The 24,956-nt window shown below is 68.0% G+C and carries 18 protein-coding genes; 10 read left to right on the top strand and 8 right to left on the bottom strand.

From position 1 onward, the window contains the following. Window positions 1–243: 243 nt before the first annotated feature. Window positions 244–1,833 carry a S53 family peptidase gene (locus ABIC50_RS18015; RefSeq protein WP_354165877.1) on the top strand — a complete coding sequence of 530 codons (1,590 nt, stop codon included), beginning with the start codon at window positions 244–246 and terminating at the stop codon, window positions 1,831–1,833. 73 nt (window positions 1,834–1,906) lie between these two features. After that, the gene (locus ABIC50_RS18010) at window positions 1,907–3,583 is read left to right on the top strand and encodes a S10 family peptidase (protein WP_354165874.1); all 1,677 of its coding nucleotides are present in this window, start codon (window positions 1,907–1,909) and stop codon (window positions 3,581–3,583) included. A gap of 98 nt (window positions 3,584–3,681) precedes the next feature. Here ABIC50_RS18010 and nadE read toward each other — a convergent pair whose 3' ends face one another. The 3 genes from nadE to ABIC50_RS17995 form a co-directional block, all read right to left on the bottom strand. After that, entirely contained in the window at window positions 3,682–4,530 is an 849-nt protein-coding gene (nadE, locus tag ABIC50_RS18005) for an NAD(+) synthase (RefSeq protein WP_105834846.1), read from the bottom strand. A gap of 216 nt (window positions 4,531–4,746) precedes the next feature. Next, window positions 4,747–5,616 carry a DMT family transporter gene (locus ABIC50_RS18000; protein ID WP_012366856.1) on the bottom strand — a complete coding sequence of 290 codons (870 nt, stop codon included), beginning with the start codon at window positions 5,614–5,616 and terminating at the stop codon, window positions 4,747–4,749. A gap of 643 nt (window positions 5,617–6,259) precedes the next feature. Continuing rightward, a complete protein-coding gene (locus ABIC50_RS17995) occupies window positions 6,260–6,445 on the bottom strand; it encodes a hypothetical protein (RefSeq protein WP_006752380.1) in 186 nt (61 codons plus the stop codon). A 205-nt stretch (window positions 6,446–6,650) separates the two neighbouring features. Here ABIC50_RS17995 and ABIC50_RS17990 point away from each other — a divergent pair, with 205 nt between their 5' ends. Together ABIC50_RS17990 and ABIC50_RS17985 are read left to right on the top strand one after the other, a co-directional pair. Continuing rightward, complete coding sequence (locus tag ABIC50_RS17990) at window positions 6,651–7,409, top strand: DeoR/GlpR family DNA-binding transcription regulator (RefSeq protein WP_012366855.1); 759 nt, start codon at window positions 6,651–6,653, stop codon at window positions 7,407–7,409. A gap of 103 nt (window positions 7,410–7,512) precedes the next feature. Beyond that, complete coding sequence (locus tag ABIC50_RS17985; RefSeq protein ID WP_354165873.1) at window positions 7,513–9,294, top strand: phospholipase D-like domain-containing protein; 1,782 nt, start codon at window positions 7,513–7,515, stop codon at window positions 9,292–9,294. Window positions 9,295–9,426: 132 nt separating this feature from the next. Here ABIC50_RS17985 and ABIC50_RS17980 read toward each other — a convergent pair whose 3' ends face one another. The 3 genes from ABIC50_RS17980 to ABIC50_RS17970 form a co-directional block, all read right to left on the bottom strand. Continuing rightward, on the bottom strand, window positions 9,427–10,101 hold the full coding sequence (locus ABIC50_RS17980; RefSeq protein ID WP_012366853.1) for a TetR/AcrR family transcriptional regulator: 675 nt from the start codon (window positions 10,099–10,101) through the stop codon (window positions 9,427–9,429). 118 nt (window positions 10,102–10,219) lie between these two features. Then, the gene (locus ABIC50_RS17975) at window positions 10,220–11,488 is read right to left on the bottom strand and encodes an NAD(P)/FAD-dependent oxidoreductase (protein ID WP_011659594.1); all 1,269 of its coding nucleotides are present in this window, start codon (window positions 11,486–11,488) and stop codon (window positions 10,220–10,222) included. 145 nt (window positions 11,489–11,633) lie between these two features. Continuing rightward, a complete protein-coding gene (locus ABIC50_RS17970; protein ID WP_471685687.1) occupies window positions 11,634–13,214 on the bottom strand; it encodes an amino acid permease in 1,581 nt (526 codons plus the stop codon). A 635-nt stretch (window positions 13,215–13,849) separates the two neighbouring features. Here ABIC50_RS17970 and amaB point away from each other — a divergent pair. Further along, a complete protein-coding gene (gene amaB / locus ABIC50_RS17965) occupies window positions 13,850–15,361 on the top strand; it encodes an L-piperidine-6-carboxylate dehydrogenase (protein WP_126226063.1) in 1,512 nt (503 codons plus the stop codon). Window positions 15,362–15,458: 97 nt separating this feature from the next. On the opposite strand, the gene ABIC50_RS17960 is transcribed toward amaB, so the two are convergent. Further along, window positions 15,459–17,957: a DUF3772 domain-containing protein gene (locus ABIC50_RS17960; RefSeq protein WP_354165871.1), complete on the bottom strand. Its 2,499-nt coding sequence runs from the start codon at window positions 17,955–17,957 to the stop codon at window positions 15,459–15,461. On the opposite strand from ABIC50_RS17960, the gene ABIC50_RS17955 reads away from it, so the two are divergent. From ABIC50_RS17955 to ABIC50_RS17935, 5 genes are all read left to right on the top strand, one after another. After that, window positions 17,950–18,243, top strand: a complete 294-nt coding sequence (locus ABIC50_RS17955) for a hypothetical protein (RefSeq protein WP_354165868.1) — start codon at window positions 17,950–17,952, stop codon at window positions 18,241–18,243. The two genes, ABIC50_RS17960 and ABIC50_RS17955, sit on opposite strands and share 8 nt — an antisense overlap. A 179-nt stretch (window positions 18,244–18,422) precedes the next feature. Further along, window positions 18,423–19,850, top strand: a complete 1,428-nt coding sequence (locus tag ABIC50_RS17950) for an MFS transporter (RefSeq protein ID WP_175680535.1) — start codon at window positions 18,423–18,425, stop codon at window positions 19,848–19,850. A 282-nt stretch (window positions 19,851–20,132) separates the two neighbouring features. After that, the gene (locus ABIC50_RS17945; RefSeq protein WP_354165866.1) at window positions 20,133–21,617 is read left to right on the top strand and encodes a hypothetical protein; all 1,485 of its coding nucleotides are present in this window, start codon (window positions 20,133–20,135) and stop codon (window positions 21,615–21,617) included. 161 nt (window positions 21,618–21,778) lie between these two features. Continuing rightward, complete coding sequence (locus ABIC50_RS17940) at window positions 21,779–22,891, top strand: porin (protein WP_175704811.1); 1,113 nt, start codon at window positions 21,779–21,781, stop codon at window positions 22,889–22,891. A gap of 10 nt (window positions 22,892–22,901) precedes the next feature. Further along, window positions 22,902–23,954 (top strand): nucleoside hydrolase, encoded by a 1,053-nt coding sequence (locus tag ABIC50_RS17935; protein ID WP_354165864.1) that lies wholly within the window; start codon window positions 22,902–22,904, stop codon window positions 23,952–23,954. A 42-nt stretch (window positions 23,955–23,996) separates the two neighbouring features. On the opposite strand, the gene ABIC50_RS17930 is transcribed toward ABIC50_RS17935, so the two are convergent. Beyond that, window positions 23,997–24,908 (bottom strand): LysR family transcriptional regulator, encoded by a 912-nt coding sequence (locus tag ABIC50_RS17930; RefSeq protein ID WP_011659585.1) that lies wholly within the window; start codon window positions 24,906–24,908, stop codon window positions 23,997–23,999. Between the last annotated feature and the right edge of the window lie 48 nt (window positions 24,909–24,956).

Here is a 24,956-nt window from a genome sequence, read left to right as displayed (position 1 = left end):
CGACAGCCACGCGGTGCAGTGCAGCAACGAACGCCGCGCGCAATGCCGGCCTTCGCGCACGTGCCCGACATGCCCAGGGGCGCGCGCAAATCATCTGACTGTTCTAAACTTGCTTTGACTTCGCGCTGCCGCGAACCGACGACCAGACGGAACCGTCTGCCGCCGGCCCTGTCCGATTTCCTGGCTGTTCCGTGCAACGCGTGTGCAACGCCTGTGTAACGCGGTACCAAGGAGGGTCTGAACATGGCAAGGCATCTTCAAGCCGACCGTGAACCCCGTATCGTCGCCGAGTCCAAGTGTCTCGGTCAGTGCGATCCGGCGGAACGCATCCACGTCACGATGATGTTGCGGCGGCCGGAAGAAGGGCAACTCGACGCATTGGTCAATCAGCTCGCCGCTGGCGACACCGACGCAACACCGCTGTCGCGCGACGCCTTCGCGCAGCGTTTCTCCGCCAATCCCGACGACATTCGCAAGACCGAGGACTTCGCGCACCGTCACCAGCTGACGGTCGATCGCGTCGATCCGGTGGAAAGCGTCGTCGTGCTGTCCGGCACGATCCAGCAGTTCGAGGCGGCATTCAGCGTGAAGCTCGAGCGTTTCGAGCATCGCTCGATCGGCCAGTACCGCGGCCGCTCGGGCCCGATCGCGCTGCCGGACGAGCTCGGCGACGTCGTCACGGCCGTCCTCGGCCTCGACAGCCGGCCGCAGGCGCGGCCGCACTTTCGGCTGCGTCCGCCGTTCAAGCCCGCGCGTGGCGCCACCTCGGTCACGTTCACGCCGCCCCAGCTCGCGTCGCTGTACGGCTTTCCGGCCGGCGATGGCGCCGGGCAATGCATCGCGATCGTCGAACTCGGCGGCGGCTATCGCGCGACCGATATCCAGCAGTATTTCCGCGGGCTCGGGATCGACAAGCCGCCGACGGTCGTCGACGTGAACGTCGGCACCGGCCGCAACACGCCGACCGGCGACGCGAACGGCCCGGACGGCGAAGTCGCGCTCGACATCGAGATCGCCGGGGCGATCGCGCCCGCCGCGAAGATCGCCGTCTACTTCGCGCCGAACAGCGACGCGGGCTTCATTCAGGCCGTCAACGCGGCGGTCACCGACAAGACCAACCGGCCGTCCGTGATCTCGATCAGCTGGGGCGGCCCGGAAGCGATCTGGCAGGCGCAGTCGGCCCATGCGTTCAACCGCGTGCTGCAGGCGGCGGCCGCGCAGGGGATCACGGTGTGCGCGGCGTCGGGCGACAGCGGCTCGGGCGACGGGCTGCAGGACGGCGCCGATCACGTCGACTTCCCGGCGTCGAGCCCGTACGTGCTCGGCTGCGGCGGCACGCAGCTCGATGCGCTGCCGGGGCAGGGCATTCGCAGCGAGGTCACGTGGAACGACGAGGCGGCCGGGGGCGGCGCGGGTGGCGGCGGCGTCAGCACGATGTTCGACGTGCCGGCCTGGCAGAAGGGGCTGAACGTCGCGCTCGCCGACGGCAGCAGCAGGCCGCTCGCGAAGCGCGGCGTGCCGGACGTCGCCGGCGATGCGTCGCCGCAAACGGGCTACGAAGTGTCGATCGCCGGAACGCCCGCGGTGATGGGCGGCACGAGCGCGGTCGCGCCGCTGTGGGCCGCGCTGATCGCGCGGATCAACGCGGCGGCCGGCGCATCGGCCGGCTGGATCAATCCCGTGCTGTACAAGCATCCGGGCGCGCTGCGCGACATCACGAAAGGCTCGAACGGCACGTATGCGGCCGCGTCCGGCTGGGACGCGTGCACGGGCCTCGGCAGCCCCGACGGCGCGAAACTCGCGGCGATCCTCGCGCGCAAGCCATCGCGCTGACGCGTCGGCACAGGCGTTTCCATGTGACGCGGGTTTCCTGCCCGCGTCTTTTTTCACCTCCAGGAGCAGCACGATGGGCATCGATTCCGCATCTTCCGGCGGCGTGTATCCGCTGCATCACGGCGACCACAATTCGCATAGCGTGCCGCCGACCATCAATCCCGTCGCGCTGAGCCACGGCCGCGACCAGCCGTTCTTCGATCCGGTCGCGTACGGCAACGGCCCCGACGACTCGGTGACCGACACGACCGAAGCGGCCGCGATCACGCACCACACGATCCTGATCGGCGGCAAGCGGATCGCGTACACGGCGACGGTCGGCCATCTCGTGACGGTCGACCCGAGCAGTTCGCAGCCGGCCGCGAAGATCTTCTACGTCGCCTTCACCGCCGACGGCGCGAAGGAGGAAACGCGGCCCGTCACGTTCTTCTACAACGGCGGGCCCGGTTCGTCGTCGGTGTTCGTGCTGCTCGGCTCGTTCGCGCCGAAGCGCATCAAGACGTCGATGCCGGGGTTCACGCCGCCCGCGCCGTACCAGATCGAAGACAACCCGGACAGCATGATCGACCACAGCGACCTGGTGTTCATCAATCCGGTCGGCACCGGCTATTCGGCGGCCGTCGCGCCGAACAAGAACCGTAATTTCTGGGGCGTCGACCAGGATGCGGATTCGCTGAAGCAGTTCATCAAGCGCTACCTGACGAAGAACAATCGCTGGAATTCGCCGAAATACCTGTTCGGCGAGTCGTATGGCACCGCGCGCAGCTGCGTGCTCGCGTACAAGCTGCACGAGGACGGCGTCGACCTGAACGGCGTCACGCTGCAGTCGTCGATCCTCGACTACCGGCAGGCCGGCAACCCGGTCGGCGCGCTGCCGACCGCGGCGGCCGACGCGTGGTATCACAAGAAACTCGGCGTCAAGCCGGCCCCGGCCGATCTTGGCGCGTTCATCGAGGAAGTCGCGCAGTTCGCGCGCACCGATTACCTGAAGGCATTGCGCAACGTGCCGCATGCCGAGCCGGCCGCCGTGCAGAAGCTGGCGGATTACACGGGCATCGACACGGCGACGCTGCAGACCTGGGGGCTCGACATCGACGGTTACAACGCGCGCGGCAATTCGCTGTTCCTGACGACGCTGCTGCACCCGCAGGGATTGGCGCTCGGTTCGTACGACGGCCGCGTGACGGCGATCTCGACCGGTATCGCCGGCAAGATCGATCCGAACTCGGGCGGCAACGATCCGACGATGACGGCCGTGACGGGCGTCTACACGGCGATGTGGAACAGCTACCTGAACGAGCAGCTGAAGTTCACGTCGAACTCCGCGTTCACGGACCTGAACGACCAGGCGTTCCAGAACTGGGACTTCAGCCATATCGACCCGACCGGCGAGCAGCAGGGCATCGACGCGAAGGGGAACGTGATCCTCTACACGGCGGGCGACCTCGCGGCGGTGATGGCGCTGAACGTCGACCTGAAGGTGCTGTCCGCGAACGGCTTGTACGATTTCGTCACGCCGTTCTACCAGACCGTGATCGACCTGCAGCAGATGCCGCTCGAGGATCAGAAAGTGCGGCAGAACTTGTCTGCACGCTTCTATCCGTCGGGGCACATGGTGTATCTCGATGGTGGTTCGCGCACCGCGCTCAAGCGCGATCTCGCGACGATGTACGACGCGACGGTCAGCGATACGGGTGCGCGGCTGCGGATTCGCGCGCTGCAGGCGAAGAAGACGGGCGGGCACGCGTAGCGTCGCCCGTCGTGCACGTGCCGCGCGTGACCGTTACGGTTCGCGCGGCGCGGTTTGGCTTACGTGGTCGACTTACGTGGTCGACTTACGTGGTCGACTTACGCGGTCGGCCAGTCGAACGGCGTATACGGCAGCGCGCGCTTGTGGCGCGAACCGTCGTAGAAGCGCAGCACCGTTTCGTACACCGTGTCGGAGACGGTCTTGCCTTCGAGGAAATCGTCGATCTCGTCGTAGGTGACGCCGTATGCGTGCTCGTCGGGGCGCAGCGGACGCAGTTCCTCGAGGTCGGCCGTGGGCACCTTCATCACGATCAGTTCGTCGCCGCCGAGCGCGCGGGCGACCGCACGCACGCGGCGCTTGCTCAGGCCGGCAAGCGGAAGCACGTCCGCGCCGCCATCGCCGAATTTCGTGAAGAAGCCCATCAGCGATTCGGCCGCGTGGTCGGTGCCGATCACGATGCCGCGCCGCGCGCCGGCGACCGCGTACTGCGCGATCATGCGCTCGCGCGCCTTGATGTTGCCGTGCACGAAGTCCTGCTGCGCCGGGGTTTCGAACGCGTGGCCGGACGCGACCAGCGACGCGAGCATCGCGTCGGCGGCGGGTTTCACGTCGACCGTGAACGTCTCGTCCGCGCGCACGAACGCGAGCGCGCGCTGCGCATCGGCTTCGTCGTTCTGCACGCCGTTCGGCAAGCGCATCGCGATGAAGCGGGCATCGTAGCCGCCGGCGCGCAACTGTTCGACCGCCAGCTGCGCGAGCCGCCCGGCCGTCGACGAATCGACGCCGCCGCTGATGCCGAGCACGTAGGTCCGCAGGCCGCTCGAACGAAGGTACTGCGCAAGGAAATCGACGCGCCGGGCGATCTCGGCGTCGACGTCGAAGTGCGGGGCGACGTTCAGTTCGGCAATGATCGCGCGTTGGCGGCTGGCGTAATCGGCGGATGTCATGAAGGTGGTTCCGGAACGAAATGCGAGGCGCCCATCATAAGCGCAATCGGGGCGCGGCGCCGCGCCGGGCATGCGATCCGGCCGCTTCGCGTTGCATCGGCGAGACGCGGTGCATCGTCATGGTGCAGAGTGCGCGGCGGTGCTCCCAGGCGCGCGGGCGGATGCTTCGTTTCGATGCGGGGTGGGACGGCGTTTCCTGTCGCCTGACCGCCTGCGTTAGCGCCGCGCGAGCACGACACCCACGAGCGCAAGCGCGAAGCCGGCGAGCTGGACGGTCGCGAGGGTTTCGCCGAACAGCAGGTAGCCCTGCAGCGCGGCGAGCGGCGGCGCGAGGAACAGCAACGACGTCGCGCGCGCCGCGTTGCCCCGCCGCAGCATCCACATCAGCATCGTGACCGCGCCGCCGGACAGGAACACGACGCCCCACACGAGCGAGATCCACAGCGCCGGCGCGCCGATCCAGCGCGTTTCGTGCAGCAGCACGACGAAGACGGCCGCGACGATCGCCGCGCCGAGGTTCTGCACGGCGACGGCCGTGCGCAGGTCGTTCTGCGCGAGCTTGCCCTTCTGGTACAGCGAGCCGGCGGTGATCGAGCCGACCGCCAGGATCGATACGGTCACGACGAACCACGCGGGCGCGGCGCCTGGCGGCGGCGCGACGCCGCCCGCGACCTTCGGCGCGAGCACGAGCGCGACGCCGGCAAGCCCGAGCGCCATCCCGAGCCAGCCGCGCGCGGGCAGTCGCTCGTTGAACAGCGGCACGGCGAGCACGGCGGTGGCGAGCGGCTGCAGCGCGCCGAGCAGCGCCATCACGCCCGCATTCAGCCCTTGCGCGACGGCCCAGTAGCTGGCGCCGAGATAGACGCCCTGCAGCAGCGCGCCGGCGATCAGGTGGCGCGGCCATTCGCGGCGGGCCGGCCACGGCGCGCGCGCGACGAGGGCGACCGCGCCGAACAGCGCGGCCGTGCCGGCGAAACGCGCGAGCAGGAACAGGTTCGGATCGGCGTAGGGCTTGATTGCCCGGGCGACGATGAAGCCGGTGGACCACAGCGCGACGAAAGCCGCGGCGACGAGCGAGGTAAACATGCGTGGCGGGCCGCGATACGGCCGGACGAATCGTGAAGTCGGTCAGTATCGGATGAAGCGGTGCCGCCGTCTTGTCGGATTCTGCACTCGGGCGTCGCGCGTGCGGGATGCGTGCGGCGGCCATGCGCCGCGCTGCTGCTTCGGTGCAAGCTGCGGCCGCAGAGGCGGACGCGATGCGTCGCCGGCGCGTCGCGCGCCAGCGTGCCGGCCGTTCGGTTATCGCACGGCCGGATGAAAGGGCCGAGCCGTGAAAGCGTGCCGTGGCGCGGGCAAAGAAACGGAGAGCCGTCGAGCCAGCCGTTCGGTTATTACCCGGCCGGGCGAAAGGGCCCGCCGCATGAAAGCGCGCCGTGGCGCGGGCAAAGAAACGGAGATCCGTCGAGCCAGCCGTTCGGTTATTACCCGGCTGGGAGAAAGGGCCCGCCGCATGAAGGCGCACCGTGGCGCGGGAGAAGGAACGGAGATCGGTCGACCCAGCCGTCCGGTTATTACCCGGCTGGGCGAAAGGGCCAGCCGCATGAAAGCGTGCCGTGGCGCGGGCAAAGGAACAGAGATCCGTCGAGCCAGCCGTCCGGTTATTACCCGGCCGGGCGAAAGGGCCGCGCCACGAAGGCGTGCCATCGAGCGGGCGAAGAAACGAAGATCAATCGAGCGAGAACGTGTCGAGCGGCTGGTTGGCGCGCGCGTCGGTCGCGAAGCGCGCGGCGAGTTGTTCGTACAGCCGGCGCGCTTCGTCGAGCGTCAGGTCGATCCAGTACGGATCGCCGGCCCCGTCGTTGAGTCGTTCCGGCGAAAACTGGATTTCGAGCACACTGCCTTTGCGATACATTGCGCAAGCCCCTTGATGATCTGTCGTTAGGCGAAGCGCAAAGTGTAGCAACCGCTTGCCGTGCCGATTCGCGCGCATCCGGCAATACAGAATTTCGCTGACGTGAAACGCGGCCGCCGCCGGACGCAGCGCCGTCAAATGACAGTCAAACGGCCGTAATACAATGGCTGGCTTACCCATTACGAGTCGCCTCGGGCGCATTGCGATGCTGGCGGAACAACGTCATCAATACATTCTGTCGGAGCTCGGACGATCGGGCGCGCTGTCGGTTGCCGAACTCGTGCGCTCGCTCGACGTGTCGCGCGAGACCGTGCGGCGCGACCTGAACGCGCTCGCGGCGCGCGGCCTGCTCGTGATGACGCACGGCGGCGCGCTGGCGGCGGACCGCCGCGAGCCGAGCCTGTCCGAGCGCGAAGCGGCGAACGCCGAAGCGAAGCGCACGATCGGCCGACGCGCGGCCGAATTCGTGCCCGACGATGCATCGGTGCTGATCGACTCGGGCAGCACGCCGCATGCGGTGGCGCTGGCGCTCGCCGACCGGCACCGGCTGTCGATCTACACGAACGACTGGCGCACCGCGTTCGTGCTCGCGCGCCGCAACGGCAATCGCGTGACGCTGCTCGGCGGCGAGCTGTCCGACGACGAGGACGCGACGTTCGGGCTCGACACGATCCAGCAGCTCGCGCAATACCACGTCGATTTCGCGTTCGTCGGCGCGGGCGGCATCACGGCCGACGGCGATTGCACCGACTACTCGCGGCTCGCCGCCGAAGTGCGCAGCCGGATGATCGCGGCGGCCGGCACGGCGATCATCGTCGCCGATCATTCGAAGTTCGGCCGCGTGACGCCGGTGCGGATCAACGGCACGGCGGCCGCGCGCTACCTCGTCACCGAGCGCATGCCCGACAAGGCCGTGCGCCGCGCGCTGGCCGCACGCGGCATCGAGCTGCTCGTGTGCGACTGACGCGGGTCCGACATACAAGGTTCATCGAACGGTCATCGCCCGGGAAGAACCGCCGTCAACACTGACCCATTCATCTCTTTCGGCCGAAACGCCAGGAGCACGAATGACCGTCAGCGTCCGCAGCTATCTTTCCCCCACCCTCGTCCTGCTGGCCTTCGACTGGCCCGACGCGGCGTCGCGGCCCGATTTCCTCGGCTTCGCGATCCGGCGCACGCCGGGCTTCTGGTCGGCCGACGGCAAGACGCGGGCGCCGAACAGCTGGCTGCCGAACCGGCTGACGTTCGACGGCCCGGCCGCCGACACGCAGGGCGACGCGCCGACCGACCAGGCGCCGATCCAGAAATTCATGTGGTGGGATGCGCGCATCGATCCGCCGGATCGCGATGCGTCGTTCCGCTATGACGTCTTTCCCGTCGTCGGCACGCCGGCGAACCTGCAGGTGCTCGATGCGGAAGCCGGCGTGTGCGATGTCGTGCTGCCCGCGCATAGCGTCGACGGGATCGGCACCTGGTTCAACCGCGCGGTGGTGAGCTCGCAGGCGTTCGCGAAGCAGGTCGCGGCGCTGGGTCTCGCGCCGGGCGCCGCGCCGAGTGATGCGCAGGCGCTGAAGTTGCGCACGTGGCTCGCGAACGACATGGAGCAGGTGTTCGCGGAGATGCTCGATCCCGCGTCGCGCGCGGTGTCGGCCGTCTATCACCTGACGGACCCGCTGTGGGCGCTGCCGGCATTCGAGGCGTTCGGACGCCGGCACGGCGAAGCGTCGCTCGCGATCGTCTACGACGCGCACACGACCGCGCGCAAGGGCAAGCCGGCGCTGCCGTCGCCGAACCAGCCGGCCGTCGACGCACTGCAGGGCCTCGCGACGCTGGCGCCGCGCGACCGCACGCACATCATGCACGACAAGTTCATCGTGACCGACGCGCCGGGGAATGCGATGCCCGCGCGCGTGCTGACCGGCTCCGCGAACTTCACGACCGAAGGGCTGACGGAACAGGCCAACGTGCTGCACGCGTTCGATTCGCCGGCGCTCGCCGCGCTGTACAACGAGCGCGCGCATGCGCTGGCCGCGAATCCGTCGATCGCGGAGACGGCGCGGCTGTCGTCGGGCTGGTCCGCGCCGTTGACGGTGGGCAGCGCGCAGGTGCGCGTCGCGTTTTCGCCGGAGCCGGCGGGGCAGCGCACCGAGATCGATACGATCGTCGCCGCGATCGCGGCCGCGAAGCATTCGGTGTCGTTCTGCCTGTTCATGCCGACCGACGCGGCGCTGCGCGACGCATGCTTCGCGGCCGGCGACCGCGGCCTGATGATGTTCGGCCTGGTGAACCGCATCAGTGCCGGCAGCGCGACGAAGGCCGATGCCGCGCAGCACGACGGCCAGACGCTCGATGCGGCGACGCTCGCGAATCTCGAGCTTTACCATCGCCAGCGCGATCGTCGCGACGTGATCGATGCCGCGTATTTCTCACCGGCGACGGTGCCGCACGATTTCGAGCCGGAGCTGCGCCTCTTTCCGGGCGAACCGGCGCCCGGCTATCCGCCGGTCGTGATCCACCACAAATTCATCGTGATCGATGCCGAAGGCACGAACCCGATCGTCTATACGGGCTCGGCGAACATGAGCCGCAATTCCGAGCAGTACAACGACGAGAACCTGCTCGAGATTCGCGACACGCGGATCGCCGCGATCTATCTCGCGGAATTCCTGCGGCTCTACGAGCACTATCGCGCGCGGGCGCTGGCGATCGAGACGAAACAGCACGGCGCCGGTTCGCATCGGCAACTCGCGCTCGCGCCGGATTCGAGCTGGGCGAAGAAGTATTACGTGGCGGGGAGCCCGGAAGAGAAGGCGCGGATCGCGCTGGCGTCGACCGCGCCGACGGACTGACGCGCGGCGCATGGTGCATGACGCCTACGCTCGGCCCGAGGCGCGACGTGCTTCCGGCTCATGCCGGTTGCACGCGTCGTGATGTCGTTCTGCTTTCGGGTGGAATCGCGCAGAAGATTCGCGCGGTGCGAACTACGCGGCGACGTAGCGCAGCACCGAGTCGGCGATCGTCTCGCGATGCCGCGCGCGCAGCCGCGGCGCCGACGGATCGCGGCCGAACGCGGCGCCGAACGTATAGCGGTTCGACACGCGGTGGAAGCAGAACGAGCTGATCAGCAGGTGCAGGTCGAACGCGTCGATGTCCTTGCGGAACGCGCCGCTCGCCGCGCCGCGCTCGAGCAGTTCCTCGAGCGTCTTGATGATGCTGACGTTGCGGTTCTTGAACGACTTCAGCTGTTCGAGATACTTCGCGCCGTGGATGTTCTCGATCGACACGAGGCGCACGAAATCGCGATGCTTGTCGTGATAGTCGAACGTGAATTCGACGAGCCGGCGCATGCCTTCGCGCGGCTCCATGTCGCCGACGTGCAGTTCCTGCTCGAGCGCGCGGATGTCGCCGTACACCTTCTCCAGCACGGCCTCGTACAGGCCTTCCTTGCTTTCGAAGTAGTAGTAGAGCATGCGCTTCGTCGTGTTCGTACGCTCGGCGATCGCGTCGACGCGCGCACCGGCGAGGCCCATCGCGGAGAACTCCTGCGTGGCGACGTCGAGGATGTTGCGCTTGGTTTGCTCGGGATCGTATTTGCGCCGCGCATCGGTCGCAAGCGCGCGGCTTTCGGACGTGGCGGCCTTGCTTGCAGCTTTCATGTGACTTTGTTGTGCGTTCGCGGCGGCATGAAAAAATCATTCTAGCATGCAGGAAATCGCCATCCTGCCGACTCGCCGCTCTAATCGGCGGCGCGGTTTCGGCCGCCGCCGCGGCGGTTCAGCGGCGGCACGACGCGAGTGCGTCGCGGGCCTGGTACGCGGTGTACGTGAGCTGCGCGGCGGCGAGGCCCGCGAGCCCGAACGTGCGCGTGAGCCCGAACGCGGCGAAGCCTTCCGGCACCGGCCGCTCGCCGGCCAGCGCGGCGGCGAGCGCTTCGCCGGCGACGGTGGTGGGCGCCATCCCATGGCCGCCGAACGCGATCGCGTGCCACACGCCGTCCGCGTCGCGCCCGATCTGCGGCATCTTGTGCCGCGCGTAGCTCATCAGCCCGCCCCACGCGTATTCGACCTTCACGCCGTCGAGCTGCGGATACACGCGCAGCAGGTCGCGCCGCAGCAGCCGCGCGATCGCGTCGGGGCCGCGGTCTAGCACCGAGATCCGGCCGCCCCACAGAATCCGCGTGTCCTTCAGCGGACGGTAGTAGTCGAACGCGAAACGCGTGTCGTAGATCGCGTACGGCGCATCGATGGCGTCCGGCAGCCGCGTGCCGAGCGGTTCGGTCGCGATCACGTAGGTCGCGATCGGCAGTACCGCGCGCTCGATGCGCGGCGACACGCCGCGCGCATAACCGCCGCCGGCGAACACGACGTCCTTCGCACGCACCGTGCCCTGCGCCGTGCGCACGACGTAGCCGGCGCCTTCGCGCGCGATGCCGAGCGCGGCCGAGCGTTCGTACACGCGGGCGCCGCCGCGCGACGCGGCCGCCGCGACGCCGAGCACGTACTTGAGCGGATGGAAGTGGAACGCGTTCGGCTCGAACAGGCCGCCGTGATAGCGCTGCGTCTTCAGCCGCGCGCGCAGCGCGTCCGTCGCGACGGGTTCCCAGTCGACGTTGAATTCCTGCTTCATCAGCGTGCGCACGCTGTCGAGCCGCGACGGATCGTCGAACCAGTTCGCGAGCATCACGCCCTCGTCGACGATGTCGCAGTCGATGCCGTAGCGGGCAATCCGCGCGCGGATCAGCTCGACCGCATCGACGGTGAGCCGGTACAGGCGACGGCCTTCGTCGCGGCCGAGCGCGCGCAGCAGGTCCGCGTTGTCGAGGCTGTAGCCGCCGAACACGAAGCCGCCGTTGCGGCCCGACGCGCCGAAGCCGACCCGTTCGCCGTCGAGCACGACGACATCCTGCACGCCGCGCTCGACGAGACCGAGCGCGGTGCACAGCCCGGCGAGGCCGCCGCCGACGATGCAGACCTGCGTATCGATCGGGCCGGTCAGTTGCGGGTAGGGCTGGCGGGTAACGGTGGCTTCGTAGAAGTTCTGCATGCGGTTTCGGTGACTCGTAACGGCGGAAAAACAGGCGGCGCGCGTCGATCTTGCCTGAACGCGCGCGCCGCGTCGAATGGGGTTTTCAGCGCAGCGGCCGTCGCGCGCGGGCGGCGGCCGCTGCGTTACCGGGCTCGCCGGGGTGTCAGGCGCCCGGCGTCGGGTTGGCCGGGCTGGCGACGAAGGCCGGATAGCCGGCGTCGACCTTCTCCGGGGTGTCGGGCGTCGCGTTGCGCTCGATCCACGGCGCGATCTCCATGTCCTCGTAGCGCACGAGGCGGCATTTGCGCACCAGCGCGTAACCGAGCCATATCGCAAGGAAGAACGGCACGCCGATATAGGTCGCGGCCACGCTCGCCCAGTCGATCTTGCTGCCCATGAACGCCTGGTAGTCCTGGCCCAGCGCGACGACCGCGCACAGCACGAACGCGAAGATCGGGCCGAACGGGAACCACTTCGAGCGATACGGCAACTGGTCGAGGCGGTAGCCCTGCTTCAGCAGGCCCTTGCGGAAGCGGTAGTGGCTGATCGCGATGCCGAGCCACGTGATGAAGCCGGCCATGCCCGACGTGTTCAGCAGCCACAGGTACACCGTCTTGTCGCCGTACAGCGACGTGAGGAAGCAGAGCGCGCCGACGGCGGTGGTCGCATACAGCGCATTGCGCGGCACGCCGCCCGGCGACAGCTTCGCGAACAGCCTCGGCGCGCGGCCTTCGACCGCGAGGTTGTAGAGCATCCGCGTCGACGCGTACATGCCCGAGTTGCCTGCCGACAGCACGGCCGTCAGGATCACCGCGTTCATCACGCCGGCCGCCACCGCGAGGCCCGCGTGGCGGAACACCAGCGTGAACGGGCTCACGCCGATGTCGGTCACGTCGCTCTTCAGCAGGCTCGGGTCGGTGTACGGAATCAGCACGCCGATCACGATGATCGCGAGCACGTAGAACAGCAGGATGCGCCAGAAGATCTGGCTCACCGCGCGGGGGATCGTCGTGCGCGGGTTCTCCGATTCGCCGGCCGCGACGCCGATCATTTCGGTGCCCTGGAACGAGAAGCCCGCGATCATCGCGACGCCCATCAATGCTGGCAGGCCGCCGGCGAACGGCGCGTCGCCGATCGTGAAGTTGGCCCAGCCCGCGCTCGGGCCGCCCTGCAGAATGCCGAAGATCATCATCACGCCGACACCGAGGAACGCGACGACCGTCAGCACCTTGATCAGCGCGAACCAGTATTCGGCTTCGCCGAAGCCGCGCACCGACAGCGCGTTGAGCGCGAAGATCAGCGTGAGAAACAGCGCGCTCCACCAGACGCCCGGCACATGCGGAAACCAGTAATGCATCACGAGCTGAGCGGCGACGAGTTCGACCGCGAGCGTGACGGCCCAGCTATACCAGTAGTTCCAGCCGATCGCGAAGCCGAAGCCTTCGTCGACGAACTTCGAGCCGTAGGTCGCGAACGAGCCCGACACCGGCATGAACGCGGCCATTTCGCCGAGGCTCGTCATCAGGAAGTAGACCATCAGGCCGATCAGCATGTACGCGACGATCGCGCCGCCGGGGCCGGCCTGCGAAATCGATGCGCCGGACGCGACGAACAGGCCCGTGCCGATCGAGCCGCCGATCGCGATCATCCGCAGATGGCGCGCCTGCAGGCTGCGGTGGAGGGACGGTTTCGCGGGACGCGAGCCGGACGGGGAGGGGGAATCGGGGCGGGCATCTGAATGCATGGGCGGTGCTGGGCGCTGTCTCCGGAATTGTTTTTGGCCGCGAAGCGCCACCCGTCGCCGGCCGCCGGCCGGACAGCGGCGGTTCCGCGCGGCCCGGTTCGGGCGAACCGCGGGGCGCGATGCGCGTCGCGTTCGTCTGTCGTCCGGCCGCATGTCGGGCGGCCGTCGTCGCGCCGGGTGCGGAGCACTTCGACGCGACCCGATTGTGTGGGGCCGGAGCACGCGCGGCAAACGATATTTCCGCACAGGGTAATGCCGGATAGTCATCAAGTCGGGGCGGCCGGCAACGCGGCGGGGCGGCCCGGTCACGGGCCTCGGACAAGTCTCATTCGGTGTAGGAAAGCGGGGGATTCGTCCCGCCGGGGTGTTGCGCTTTCGGAATGAAGTCGTGAGTTAATATCAATAGCGGGCCGACTTGTGGCCACCGACAATGTGTCTCATGGATCGTGCGTCGCGAGGCGACGGCGTGCCGGTCGGCCGGGGTTGCGGCGACGGCGCGCGGGCGATGCGCCGGGCGGCGCGTCGGGCCGGCCGGGGCGCGCATCCGCTTGCACAAGGCGCGCGAACGCGCTCCAATCGAATCACGCGGGCGGCGTCGCCGCCGCACCGATCAATCTGTCCCTGAAGAGGAAGTGATGCAATTCAACGACATTCTTGCTGCGCTCGACATCGATCTCGCCCGGTGGAAAGGCACCGCGCTGACCGCGCGTTCGCCGCTCGACGGCGCGACGCTCGCGACGCTGGCGGTCGACTCGCCCGCCGACGCCGAGCGCAAGATCGACGCCGCGCACGACGCATTCCTCAAGTGGCGCACGGTGCCGGCGCCGGTGCGCGGCGAGTTCGTGCGCGTGTTCGGCAACGTGCTGCGCGAGCACAAGGCCGAGCTGGGCCGCCTCGTCACGCTCGAAGCCGGCAAGATCACGTCGGAAGGCCTCGGCGAAGTGCAGGAAATGATCGACATCTGCGATTTCGCGGTCGGCCTGTCGCGCCAGTTGTACGGCCTGACGATCGCGTCGGAGCGCCCGGGCCACCGGATGATGGAAACGTGGCACCCGATCGGCGTGTGCGGCGTGATCTCGGCGTTCAACTTCCCGGTCGCGGTGTGGGCGTGGAATGCGGCGCTCGCGTTCGTGTGCGGCGATTCGGTCGTGTGGAAACCGTCGGAGAAGACGCCGCTCACCGCGATTGCGTGCCACGTGCTGCTCGAGAAGGCGATCCGCGAATTCGAGAAGACGCATCCGGGCGTCGCGCCGCAGGGCCTGAGCCAGCTGGTGCTCGGCATGCGCGATGTCGGCGAGGTGCTGACGTCGTCGAAGAAGGTGCCGGTCGTCAGCGCGACGGGCAGCGTGCGGATGGGCCAGGAAGTCGCGAAGGTGCTGAGCCAGCGTCTCGCGCGCGGCATCCTCGAGCTCGGCGGCAACAACGGGATGATCGTCGCGCCGAGCGCCGATCTCGACCTCGTGGTGCGCGCGGTCACGTTCGCGGCGGTCGGCACGGCCGGCCAGCGCTGCACGACGCTGCGCCGCCTGATCGTGCATCGCAGCCTGGTCGAGCAACTGCTGCCGCGCATCGAGAAGGCCTATGCGTCGGTGAAGGTCGGCAACCCGCTCGAGGAAGGCACGCTAGTCGGCCCGCTGGTCGACCGCGCATCGTTCGACGCGATGCAGAAGGCGCTGGCCGATGCACGCGAGCAGGGCGGCGAAGTGAAGGGCGGCGAGCGCGTCGACATCGGTCACGCGGATGCGTACTACGTGCGTCCGGCGATCGTGCGGATGCCGAAGCAATCGGCGGTGGTCGAGCGCGAAACGTTCGCGCCGATCCTGTACGTGATGATCTACGACAACTTCGACGATGCAATCGAGCTGCACAACGCGGTGCCGCAAGGCCTGTCGTCGGCGATCTTCACGAACGACATGCGCGAGGCCGAGCAGTTCATGTCGGCCGCGGGCAGCGATTGCGGGATCGTCAACGTGAACATCGGCACGAGCGGCGCGGAGATCGGCGGCGCGTTCGGCGGCGAGAAGGAAACGGGCGGCGGGCGCGAGTCGGGTTCGGATGCGTGGAAGGCGTATATGCGCCGTGCGACGAACACGATCAACTACAGCCGTCAGCTGCCGCTCGCGCAGGGCGTGAAGTTCGACGTGTGAGGCGCGGCGCCCGGCAGGACGCCTTAACCGTCGAATGAACAGGGCCGGTTGCCGCGGAAGCGGTAACCGGCCCTTGTCGTTTCCGGTAATGCGTGTGCTACGAGGATCGACCAGCGTGCAGCCGCGGGTTCGCTTCCGGCTCGTGCTGCGTGGCACTCTCGAGCGCCGGCATGTTCTGCACGACCAGCATCTGCGGCGTCGACAGCGTGATCTGCGCCGCGCGCAACTGCTTCAGGATCTCGAACAGCAGGTCGCTTTTGGTCGAGGCCGCGATCCGCGGGCTCGCCACGTAGCCCGTCACGCTCAGCGTGATCCCGTCCGGCGCCAGTTGGCTGAACGTGACCGACGGCGCCGGCTTGTCGAGAATCGCCGGGTGTTCGCGATACGCATCGAGCAGCAGGTCGCGCACCTGCACGGGATCGGTGTTCAGCGGGAACGTCAGCGTGAGCGTCGCGACGCCTTGCGTGCTGTTGCCCATCGTCACGTTGCGCACGTTCTGCGAGATCAGCTGCGAGTTCGGCACGATCACGGTCGAGCGATCGCTGAGCTGGATCTCGGTCGCGCGCACGTTGATGCGGCGGATGTCGCCTTCGACGCCCGCGATGCTGACCATGTCGCCGACCTTCACCGGCCGCTCGGTCAGCAGGATCAGCCCCGACACGAAGTTCTTCACGATTTCCTGCAGGCCGAAACCGATACCGACCGACAGTGCGCTGACGATCCACGCGAGGTTGCTCCACCGGACACCGAGCAGCCCCAGCGTCATCAGCACGAGCAGCACGTAGCCGACGTTGGTGAACAGCGTGACCAGCGACACGCGCATCCCCGCGTCCATGCCGAGCGCCGGCATGAATTCGTTGTCGAGCCAGCGGCGCACCGAGCGCAGCAGGTAGAAGCCGATCGCGAACCCAATGACGGCGTTCAGGATCCGGTCGGGCATGATGTTCAGGCTCTGCAGCCGCTGGCCGCCGATCATCGCGATCGCGCTGTCGAGCAGGTCGCTCGGCGTCGTGCCGAAGCCGCCCGTCACCAGCGCGATGGCCGCGACCAGCATCAGCAGGCTCGTGCCGAGCCCGGACACGACGGTGTGCGCCTGCTCGAGATGCCGGTCGTCGAGCGCGAACAGGTGCTTGATCTGCTTGCCGCTCGACAGGTTCGCGGAGAACAGGCTTTCGCTGGCGTCGCGCGTGAGCTGCGTCAGGATGTAGACGCTGCACAGCACGATCTCGAACCACACGAGCTCATACGTGATGAACCGTGCGACCGTGATGTAGCCGATCAGCAGCGCAACGAGCGACACGACGATCGCCAGCGTGACGCCCGCGTGGATCAGCCCCGCGAGCGTCGAACGCTCCTCGGGCGCCTCGCCGGATGCCGCGAGCGCGGTGCGTACGCGGTTCGCGCGCAGGATCGACGCGCCGACGGTCAGCGCGACGACGAGCGATACGATGCCGCGGCCGAGCAGCGTGACGGACAGGCTGGTATCGACGATCCGGTTGATCGATTCGAGCGTGCCCGACATCAACAGCAGCGCGGCCAGCACGCCGGGGAACGGCCGCATCGCGAGCGCGACGGGATCGGCGAGCGCCGGCAGCCGCCACGACGGATGCTTGGTGCAGAGCAGCGCGCGGCCGAGGCCGGCGATCAGCGCGCAGGTCACGGCGAGCTTTGCGAACTGGTCCCACAGATCGTTCATCGACGGCGTGAGCTCGTAGTGGCGCGCGAGCGCGAGATAGAGCACCTGGACGGCGACCGCGGTCGCCAGCAGCGTCGAGAATGCGGTCGCCAGCGCCAGTGCGCTGCGGCGCAGCCGGGTGGGCGGCAGACGGTTCAGGCAGAACCACGCGAGCCCGCGCTCGACGAGGCGGCGGCCGCCGAGCCACACCGCGAGCGCGGCGATCAGCAGGAGCGTGGTGATGGCGCGCTGGCCGGGTGTCCACGACGAGCGCAGCATGTCGCGCAGTTCGTCGTTGAAGTCGTCGAGGCGCTGGACATCGTCCGGCGACAGATGGAACAGCGGCAGCCAGAATTGCGCGCCGAAGATGCTGCCCGAACGGAACGCGAGCTGATTCCTCAGCAGGCTACGGTGCAGTTTCGCGAACTGGTCGTTCAGGTTCGCCAGGTTGGCCTTCTGGTCGGCCGCCTGCTTCAGCGCTGCTTCGATCTGCGTCTTGCGCGCGTTCAGCGTCGCCCGCTGCTGCGCGACCGCGGGTGTTTCGGGCGACGCGCCCGGCGCCGGCGGCGGGCCGAGCACGTCGAGCTGAGCCTGGATCTGCGTGCGCTGCGGCGCGAGCTCGCTCTGCAGCTTCTCGACATCGGCGCTCAGTTCCTGCGTCGCTTCGCCGAGCCCGTCGAGCTCCTTGCTGTTGGTCGCGTTCGACGTCTGCTGCTTGATGCGGTCCTGTTGCACCTGCATCTGCTTGAGCTGTGCCACCGCATCGCTCAGCGAGATGGTCGGCACGGGGACGCCGACGCCGCTCGCGCTCGGCGCGGATGCGGCGCCCGGAAACGCCGACGCGGGCGCGAGCGCAGCGAACTGCAGCAACGCGAACAGCGCGATCCGGCGTGCGTAGGTGGAGAGTCGTGGTATGGACATGGAATACTTACGTTTTGCCGACAATGCCGAACGCCGAAAGGCGCCCGGAAGCCGGGAGTTTGGCCCGGTAGCATGTTACCGGGCTGCGGCTCGAACGAAATTCGAACAGATATGCGCGAATTCCGCCGGCGGGGCGTCAGTGGCAGCGCTCGAAACAGCCGCTCGCGCCCGTGCCAGCAGGGCGAATGCCGATTTTGCCGAAGCCGGGAAGCGGTGTTTCGACGATGCCGCGCGCTCGATCAGCCGGATCGATGGTTACGAAAGTTACATACTGCAGCGCGCGTAATGGCGTGCATAAACGGGGATCGAGTGCGTGGGGCGATTGTCGATTCCGGCGCGTTGTAGCCGGCGACCGTGCTTCAACGATTGATGTGTTCGGTCGCTCGCCTCGCTAAAATGCGCAAAGCCGCTTGCCAATGCCCTCTGCTAGCGCCAAGACAATCAATAATCCGGAGACTCGCCCCCATGGCATCGACCGTGCCTGATCCCGCTTCCGTAGCGGACACCTTTCGAACTGCCCCCATCGACGCCGGCTCGATTTCAGCCCGCCTCGACCGCCTGCCACCGACCCGCAGCGTCTGGAAGCTCGTCGTGCTGCTGAGCCTCGGCTTCTTCTTCGAACTCTACGACCTGCTGTACAGCGGCTACATCGCGCCGGGCCTCGTGAAAAGCGGGATCCTGTCCGCGACGACGCACGGCCTGTTCGGCACCACGGGCGTCGCGAGCTTCATCGCCGCGCTGTTCTCCGGGCTCTTCATCGGCACGATCGCATGCGGCTTCCTCGCGGACCGCTTCGGCCGCCGGGCGATCTTCACGTGGTCGCTGCTGTGGTACACGGCCGCCAACGTCGTGATGGCGTTCCAGGACACCGCAGGCGGATTGAACTTCTGGCGCTTCGTCGTCGGTCTCGGCCTGGGCGTCGAGATGGTCACGATCGGCACGTATATCTCCGAACTCGTGCCAAAGCAGATCCGCGGCCGCGCATTCGCATGCGAACAGGCGGTCGGGTTCGTCGCGGTGCCGGTGGTCGCGTTCCTCGCGTACCTGCTCGTGCCGCATGCGCCGTTCGGTCTCGACGGCTGGCGCTGGGTCGTGCTGATCGGCGCGCACGGCGCGCTGTTCGTGTGGTGGATTCGCCGCGCGTTGCCGGAAAGCCCGCGCTGGCTCGCGCAGCAGGGGCGCATCGAGGAAGCCGACCGCATCATGCGCGCGCTCGAGGCGAAGGTCGAAGCCGAATACGGCCGGCCGCTGCCGCCGCCCGCGCCGGCCGAGCCGGTGCCGCCGCGCGGTAGCTTCCGCGACATGTGGGTGCCGCCGTATCGCAGCCGCACGATCATGATGACGATCTTCAACGTGTTTCAGACGGTCGGTTTCTACGGCTTCGCGAACTGGGTGCCGACGCTGCTGATCAAGCAGGGCATCACGATCACGTCGAGCCTCATGTATTCGAGCGTGATCGCGCTCGCGGCGCCGCTCGGTCCGCTGATCGGCCTCGTGATCGCCGACCGTTTCGAGCGCAAGTCGGTGATCGTCGCGATGGCGGCGGCGATCGTCGTCTGCGGGCTGATGTTCAGCCAGACGACGGTGGGCGCGTTCCTGATCGTGCTCGGCATCGGCCTCACGCTCGCGAGCAACATCATGTCGTACAGCTTCCATGCGTATCAGGCCGAACTGTTCCCGACGTCGATCCGCGCACGCGCGGTGGGCTTCGTCTACTCGTGGAGCCGCTTCTCGGCGATCTTCTCGTCGTTCGTGATCGCGGCCGTGCTGAAAGGCTTCGGCACGTTCGGCGTGTTCGCGTTCATCGCCGGCGCGATGGTGATCGTGATGGCCGCGATCGGGCTGATGGGGCCGCGCACCAAAGGCATCGCGCTTGAAGCGATTTCGAAGTAGGGAGGCGGGTGGGGCGCTCGTGTGTTGGGTACGGCACGCGAGCGCGGCGTTGCTGAAAACGCGCAACGTAACAGCCTGCCATGCGGCGAAGAAGCAATCGGCAACGAGTTGAAACAAAGCGTGACGAAGCGCAAAACCGCCGTCAAACCGGGGGTTCGGCCCTGCGGATCGTCATTCGCGCGGGTAGAATGAAAGACCTGACGACTCATTAGCCGCCATCGTGCCGAACGCGCTGTACTGCGAACGGCCCACCGCGAAGAGGCGTCGGCGCCGAGGCATGCGATGCCTGCGGCGTGTCGATGGCTCGTGCGGAAGACGCGCCGTTCGCCCTATGCGGCGGCCGGATCGGCCGATGGCCTCGATCGTATGATGCTTTCCGACCTGACGCGGTTGCTGCCCAAGCCGCGTTGCCGTACCCTCGCCGTCGCCGCGTCCATGTGGCTCGCGGCCGCGCTCCCGATCTCCGTGCTTGTCGAGCGGTCAGCCTTTGCCGCGTCCGACGTGCCGTCGTCTGGTGCTACGTCATCCTCATCAACTGCGTCGCCCGCGCATCCGGCTTCGGCGGCGTCTGCGCCGTCGGCGGCAATGCCGTCGTCTGGTGCATCCGCCGTGCATCGTGCTTCGTCGGCCAACGGGGCGTCTGCGGCATCGGCCGTGCATCGTGCTGCGCCGGCCAGCGGGGCATCGGCGGCATCGGCCGTGAATCATGCTGCGCCGACCAACGGAGCATCGGCGGCGTCCGCCGTGAATCATGCTGCGCCGGCGAGCGGGGCATCGGCGGCATCCGCCGTGCATCATGCTGCGCCGGCTAGCGCGGCATCAGCGGCATCCACTGTGAATCATGCTGCACCGGCCAGCGCGGCATCAGCAGCATCCTCCGCGTCCACCGCATCGCCCGCATCGGCCGCTTCCGGCACGCCGGCGAGCGAAGCCGAGGCTCCCGCGCCCACGCCGCCGCGCCGGCACCCGCCGCTGTCGGCCGACGAAGCAAAGAACGCCACCGCGCGAGCGGTCGACATGCACAAGGACTTCACGCAGGAAGTCACGCGGCGCCTGAACGTGCCCGCGAGCGAGCAGCGCGCGTACGGCGTGCGCCTTCAGAAAGCCCTCGCCGATGCGAACCTCGGCGACCTCGCCGGCGAGTACATCGTGATGGTCGACCGCGCGCCGAACGTGCAGGCGCTGTTCATCTACTTCCGCGCGACGCCGACCAATGCGTGGCTGATGATCGGCGCGTCGCCGGTCGGCACCGGCTGGCCCGGCAAGTACGATCACTTCCTGACGCCGCTCGGCGTGTTCCATCACTCACCCGACAACATGGACTTCCGCGCGGAAGGCACGACGAACGACAACGGCATTCGCGGCTACGGCCATCGCGACATGCGCATCTACGACTTCGGCTGGGTGGACGGCGAGCGCGGCTGGGGCAAGGGCGGCAAGTCGCCGATGCGTTTCCAGATGCACGCGACCGACCCCGACCGCCTCGAGGCGCTGCTGGGCATCCGCCACTCGAAAGGCTGTGTGCGGATTCCCGCGTCGCTGAACACGTTCCTCGACCGGCACGGCATTCTCGACGACGACTATCAGGCGCGCGTCGAAGCCGGCAAGTCGCTGTGGGTGCTGCGTCATGATCGCGACATCACGCCGATCGCCGGCCGCTACTTGGTCGTGATCGACAGCGCGCGCAAGACGCGTCCGGCATGGTCGCCGGCGCCGGGGCGCAACGCGTGGTCGAAGTTGCCGAAGAACGGCGACACGGCGGACTGACGGCAGCCGGTCCGCTGCGGGAGGTGGTCGGATAAGAATAAATCCGTTTTATGGATACATAAGAAAAGCAAACTTTTATTATCCGATCGCGATTCGTATAGTCGAGTCCGGTTTCGCGGAAAACCTGCCGCGCCCGGACTCTCACCGACCATACGACCCGCATGAAAACTCTCTACAAGCTCGCTCCGCTCGCGATGCTCGGCGCCTTCGCGACCCATGCCGGTGCGCAAAGCAGCATCACGCTGTACGGTCTCATCTCGGCTGGCGTCGGGTACGCGACCAACCAGGGCGGCAAGAACGCGTGGCAGGCGCTGTCCGGCACGAACCAGAACCCGCGCTGGGGGCTGAAGGGCAAGGAGGATCTCGGGCAGGGGCTGTCGGCGATCTTCCAGCTCGAGAACGGCTTCAACGTGATGACGGGCACGGCCGCGCAGAACGGCCGCGAGTTCGGGCGCATGGCCTACGTGGGCCTCGCCGACCGCACCTACGGGTCGCTGACGTTCGGCCGCCAGTACGACGCGATCCACGACTACATCGGGCCCGTGATCATCGCGAGCAACGGCGTGAACATCGGCGACAACGACAACGGCTACAACGACATCCGCGTGCAGAACTCGGTGAAGTACGTGAGCCCCGTCTACTACGGCCTGAAATTCACCGCGCTGTACGGCTTCAGCAACGCGACCGGCTTCGCGAACAACAGCGCGTACAGCTTCGGTCTCGGCTACGAGCGCGGCCCGCTGCGCTGGAGCGTGGTCTATGCGCAGTACAACCATCCCTACAGCAGCACGAATCAGGACGGCGCGATCGCGAACGACTATGGTTCGCCGCTCCTGATCTTCGCGAAGAGCGCGATGTCGCCGGCGGTGTTCGCGAGCCGGCAGCGCATCGCGGGCACGGGCGGCTTCTACACGATCGGCCGCGCGCAGTTCGCGGCGCTGTTTACCGACGTGCGCTACGATTACCTCGACAATTCGCATCTGCACCTGCAGAACGTCGGCGTGAACGTCGTCTATACGATGACGCCGCAGCTCTTTCTCGGTGCCGCGTATGCGTTCACGAACGGCAAGTACGACGTGATCGACAAGCGGCCGAAATGGCATCAGGTGAACCTGCAGGCCGACTACTTCCTGTCGAAACGCACTGACGTCGCGCTGACGGTGATCGCGCAGCAGGCGGCCGGCGACGCGCAGCACGCGCAAATCTTCGCGTACGCACGCTCGACCGGCACGCGCCAGATGATGGCGACGCTCGGCGTGCGGCACGTATTCTGAGAGCCCGACCATGACCCATCCGATCGCATCCCGCCGCACCTTCCTGAAACTGTCCGCCGCGCTGGCCGGCACCGCGCTGCTGCCCGAAACGGGCGCGTTCGCGGCCGGCGGCGACGCCGCGCGCCGCACGGTGATCATCGATACCGACCCGGGGCAGGACGATGCCATCGCGATCCTGTTCGCGCTGGGCGCGCAGGACCGCCTCGACGTGCGCGCGCTGACCGCCGTGGCCGGCAACGTGCCGCTCGAGCTGACCGAACGCAATGCGCGGATCATCCGCGACTGGGCCGGCCGCACGCAGACGCTGCCGGTCTTCGCGGGTTGCCCGCGCCCGCTCGTGCGCGAACTTGTGACGGCTGCGAACGTGCACGGCAAGACCGGCCTCGAAGGTGTCGCGCTGCACGAACCGCGCGCGCCGCTCGCGGCCGGGCATGCGGTGTCGTACCTCGTCGATACGCTGAGCCGCGCGGCGCCGAACAGCGTGACGCTGTGTGCGCTCGGCCCGCTGACGAACATCGCGACCGCGCTGGTCGAAGCGCCGCAGATTCGCGGCGCGTTGCGCGAGATCGTGCTGATGGGCGGCGCGTTTTTCGAGCGCGGCAACATCACGCCGGCCGCGGAGTTCAACATCTACGTCGATCCGCAGGCGGCCGAAATCGTATTCGGCAGCGGGGTGCCGATCGTCGTGCTGCCGCGCGACGTCGCGGTGAAGGCGCCGATCACGCCGGCGCGCGTCGCGCCGTTCCGAGCGCTCGGCAATCGCTGCGGCGCGATCGTCGCGGACATCATGGACGCCGAGCTCGCGTACAACAAGAAGCGGCGCGGCGTCGACGACGGGCCGATGTACGACCCGACGGCGGTCGGCTATCTCGTCGATCCGACGCTGTTCAATGGACGCAAGGTGAACGTCGTCGTCGAGACGACCGGGCAGTGGACGCTCGGCGAGACGGTGATCGACTGGAACGGGCGCAGCGGTCGCGCGCCGAACGCGACGTGGATCAACGAGGTCGACGCGGACCGCTTCTACGCGACGCTCGCCGAGCGCATCGCGAAGCTGCCCTGAAGGCGACGTGACGCAACGCGACGTGCCCCGCGCCGAACCGGATCAGATGTGCTTCGCAATCCACTCACGGCAGGTGCGCACGTGCGGGCCGCGATCGTCGGCGGCGAGCGAGATCAGCGAGATCGCACGCGTGACGCGCGGTTTTTCCACACGCAGCGCGACGAGCTCGGGATCGTGCAGATGCATCGTGTAGAGGCTCGGCAGCACCGCGGTCGCGAGGCCGTTGCGCGCGAGCGCGTACAGCGGCTCCGTGTATTCCATCCGGTACGCGACGTTCAGGCGCAGCTTCGCGGCGCCGCCGGTGCGATGCAGCGACTCGCTGACGCTGCCGCGCACGAACACGGCCAGCTCGCGGTCGACGAGCTTCGCCCACGTGACGCTCTTCGCGCCCGCGAGCGGATCGTCGTGCCGCACGACGATCACGATCTCGTCCTCGAAGAGCTGCCGATAGTGCAGCGTGCCGTCGTCGCTGTCGGGTTCGCGCACGCCGATGCCGAGATCCGCGACGCCGTCGCGCACGGCTTCGACGAGCGCGCTGTTCGGCAGATCGGTGAGCGTGAAGCGCAGCGCCGGATGCGTGCCGCGCAGTGCGTTGAGCGCGGGCAGCAGGCGGCCGGCGACCGACGGGATGAATGCGATGCGCACCGTCTGGATGCGTTCGCCGATGAGCCGCGTCATGTCGTCGAAGGTGCCGCGCGCCTGGTTCAGCAGCCGCTCGGCGAGCGGCAGCACGGCCTCGCCGGCGGAGGTGAGCGTGAGTCGATGTGCGGTGCGCGCGAACAGGCGCCCGCCGAGCAGGAACTCGATCTGGCGGATCGACGCGGTGAGCGCGGGCTGCGTGAGCGACAGCGCCTGCGCGGCCTGCGTGAAGCTGCGCGCGTGCGCAAGGACGACGAAGTGCTGGACCTGCCGCAGCGTGAGTGCGGGTAACAGCGACGAGCGGTCGGACGACATCGGGCAATAACGGTCGGATGCGGTACGCGGCAGTATAGGGCCGCGCCG

The sequence above is a fragment of the Burkholderia sp. 567 genome (assembly GCF_040545115.1).
Lineage (GTDB): Bacteria > Pseudomonadota > Gammaproteobacteria > Burkholderiales > Burkholderiaceae > Burkholderia > Burkholderia ambifaria.
This window is presented reverse-complemented; position numbering and strand designations above follow the sequence as displayed.

Excerpts from the sequence above, each read along its gene's own strand:
- ABIC50_RS18015 (WP_354165877.1), top strand. The coding sequence starts at position 244 with ATGGCAAGGCATCTTCAAGCCGACCGTGAACCCCGTATCGTCGCCGAG.
- ABIC50_RS18010 (WP_354165874.1), top strand. The coding sequence starts at position 1,907 with ATGGGCATCGATTCCGCATCTTCCGGCGGCGTGTATCCGCTGCATCAC.
- nadE (WP_105834846.1), bottom strand. The coding sequence starts at position 4,530 with ATGACATCCGCCGATTACGCCAGCCGCCAACGCGCGATCATTGCCGAA.
- ABIC50_RS18000 (WP_012366856.1), bottom strand. The coding sequence starts at position 5,616 with ATGTTTACCTCGCTCGTCGCCGCGGCTTTCGTCGCGCTGTGGTCCACC.
- ABIC50_RS17995 (WP_006752380.1), bottom strand. The coding sequence starts at position 6,445 with ATGTATCGCAAAGGCAGTGTGCTCGAAATCCAGTTTTCGCCGGAACGA.
- ABIC50_RS17990 (WP_012366855.1), top strand. The coding sequence starts at position 6,651 with ATGCTGGCGGAACAACGTCATCAATACATTCTGTCGGAGCTCGGACGA.
- ABIC50_RS17985 (WP_354165873.1), top strand. The coding sequence starts at position 7,513 with ATGACCGTCAGCGTCCGCAGCTATCTTTCCCCCACCCTCGTCCTGCTG.
- ABIC50_RS17980 (WP_012366853.1), bottom strand. The coding sequence starts at position 10,101 with ATGAAAGCTGCAAGCAAGGCCGCCACGTCCGAAAGCCGCGCGCTTGCG.
- ABIC50_RS17975 (WP_011659594.1), bottom strand. The coding sequence starts at position 11,488 with ATGCAGAACTTCTACGAAGCCACCGTTACCCGCCAGCCCTACCCGCAA.
- ABIC50_RS17970 (WP_471685687.1), bottom strand. The coding sequence starts at position 13,214 with ATGCATTCAGATGCCCGCCCCGATTCCCCCTCCCCGTCCGGCTCGCGT.
- amaB (WP_126226063.1), top strand. The coding sequence starts at position 13,850 with ATGCAATTCAACGACATTCTTGCTGCGCTCGACATCGATCTCGCCCGG.
- ABIC50_RS17955 (WP_354165868.1), top strand. The coding sequence starts at position 17,950 with ATGGACATGGAATACTTACGTTTTGCCGACAATGCCGAACGCCGAAAG.
- ABIC50_RS17960 (WP_354165871.1), bottom strand. The coding sequence starts at position 17,957 with ATGTCCATACCACGACTCTCCACCTACGCACGCCGGATCGCGCTGTTC.
- ABIC50_RS17950 (WP_175680535.1), top strand. The coding sequence starts at position 18,423 with ATGGCATCGACCGTGCCTGATCCCGCTTCCGTAGCGGACACCTTTCGA.
- ABIC50_RS17945 (WP_354165866.1), top strand. The coding sequence starts at position 20,133 with ATGCCTGCGGCGTGTCGATGGCTCGTGCGGAAGACGCGCCGTTCGCCC.
- ABIC50_RS17940 (WP_175704811.1), top strand. The coding sequence starts at position 21,779 with ATGAAAACTCTCTACAAGCTCGCTCCGCTCGCGATGCTCGGCGCCTTC.
- ABIC50_RS17935 (WP_354165864.1), top strand. The coding sequence starts at position 22,902 with ATGACCCATCCGATCGCATCCCGCCGCACCTTCCTGAAACTGTCCGCC.
- ABIC50_RS17930 (WP_011659585.1), bottom strand. The coding sequence starts at position 24,908 with ATGTCGTCCGACCGCTCGTCGCTGTTACCCGCACTCACGCTGCGGCAG.